General features: G+C 65.8%; 1 protein-coding gene. It reads right to left on the reverse strand.

The window, feature by feature from the left end; translation table 11 throughout:
* Nucleotides 1-920: integrase core domain-containing protein (locus tag I8J34_RS24160; RefSeq protein WP_214364179.1), on the reverse strand; the 920-nt coding region annotated here is incomplete at both ends.

Below are 920 nucleotides of genomic sequence, written 5' to 3' on the forward strand. Positions count from 1 at the left end.
CCGAAGTAGACATCCCATAGTCCGTCGCCGACCGGTTCGAAACCAACGCTCTGGCCTGTGAGCAGGTAGCCGATGTAAATGCGCATGGAGCGCCAATAGATCAGGCCGCCACTGGATACCCTGTTGCACTCGAAATAGCTGGGGTATTCGACCTGCGGCAGCTTGGCCGGATACGCTCGCGCGGAGCGTACGTAGCGGCTGCCCGGACTGTGCTGGTCAAGCCCTTCGTGAGGGCACTGTTCGTTGTAGCGCTGACGGAACTGCTCGAAGGCTCGTTGCTGGCCGGGCATGTCCGCCGCAACCGGACGTGTCACGGCGCGTTTGAGCGTGCGGTGCATGCGCTCATGACGGCCGTTCTGTTGCGGCCGGCCCGGAGCGATCCGTTCGGGCAAGATCCCCAGCCGAACCCACCAGATCGATAAACGCGACAGCCCCGCGGCACCGGTGCTGGCGAACGGCACGCCATTGTCGGTACGCAAGCGATCGGGCAGGCCGTGCTCTCGAAACAGCCTCTCGAAGCAGGCGCGGGTCGGGGCCAATTCGGTGCCCGCCAATGCCTCACAGCCGAGCAGGTAACGGCTGGCATGGTCCATGACCGTGAGCGGGTAGCACCACTGGCCGTTGCGCAGCTTGAACTGCCCTTTGTAGTCCGCGCTCCACAGCCCATTGGGCGTGCTGGTGCTCTTCAGCGCGCTGGGGTGCGGGCTCACGCGGCGCCGCCGCCGCTGCGCTTCGATCAATCCGGCGCGTTTGAGGATCAGGTAGATGGTTGTGCGCGAGGGCACATCCATGTCGGGATAGCGCCGTGCCAGCAGGGCCTGGATCTTCTTGGGGCCGAGCACGTCGCCCCCGTCGGTGCGCAGCTCGATGACGGCCTGGCGCACGGCGAAGGGGTAGGCGGTGGCGCAGTGATGTGGCCG

It is taken from the genome of Denitromonas iodatirespirans (assembly GCF_018524365.1).
Lineage (GTDB): Bacteria > Pseudomonadota > Gammaproteobacteria > Burkholderiales > Rhodocyclaceae > Nitrogeniibacter > Nitrogeniibacter iodatirespirans.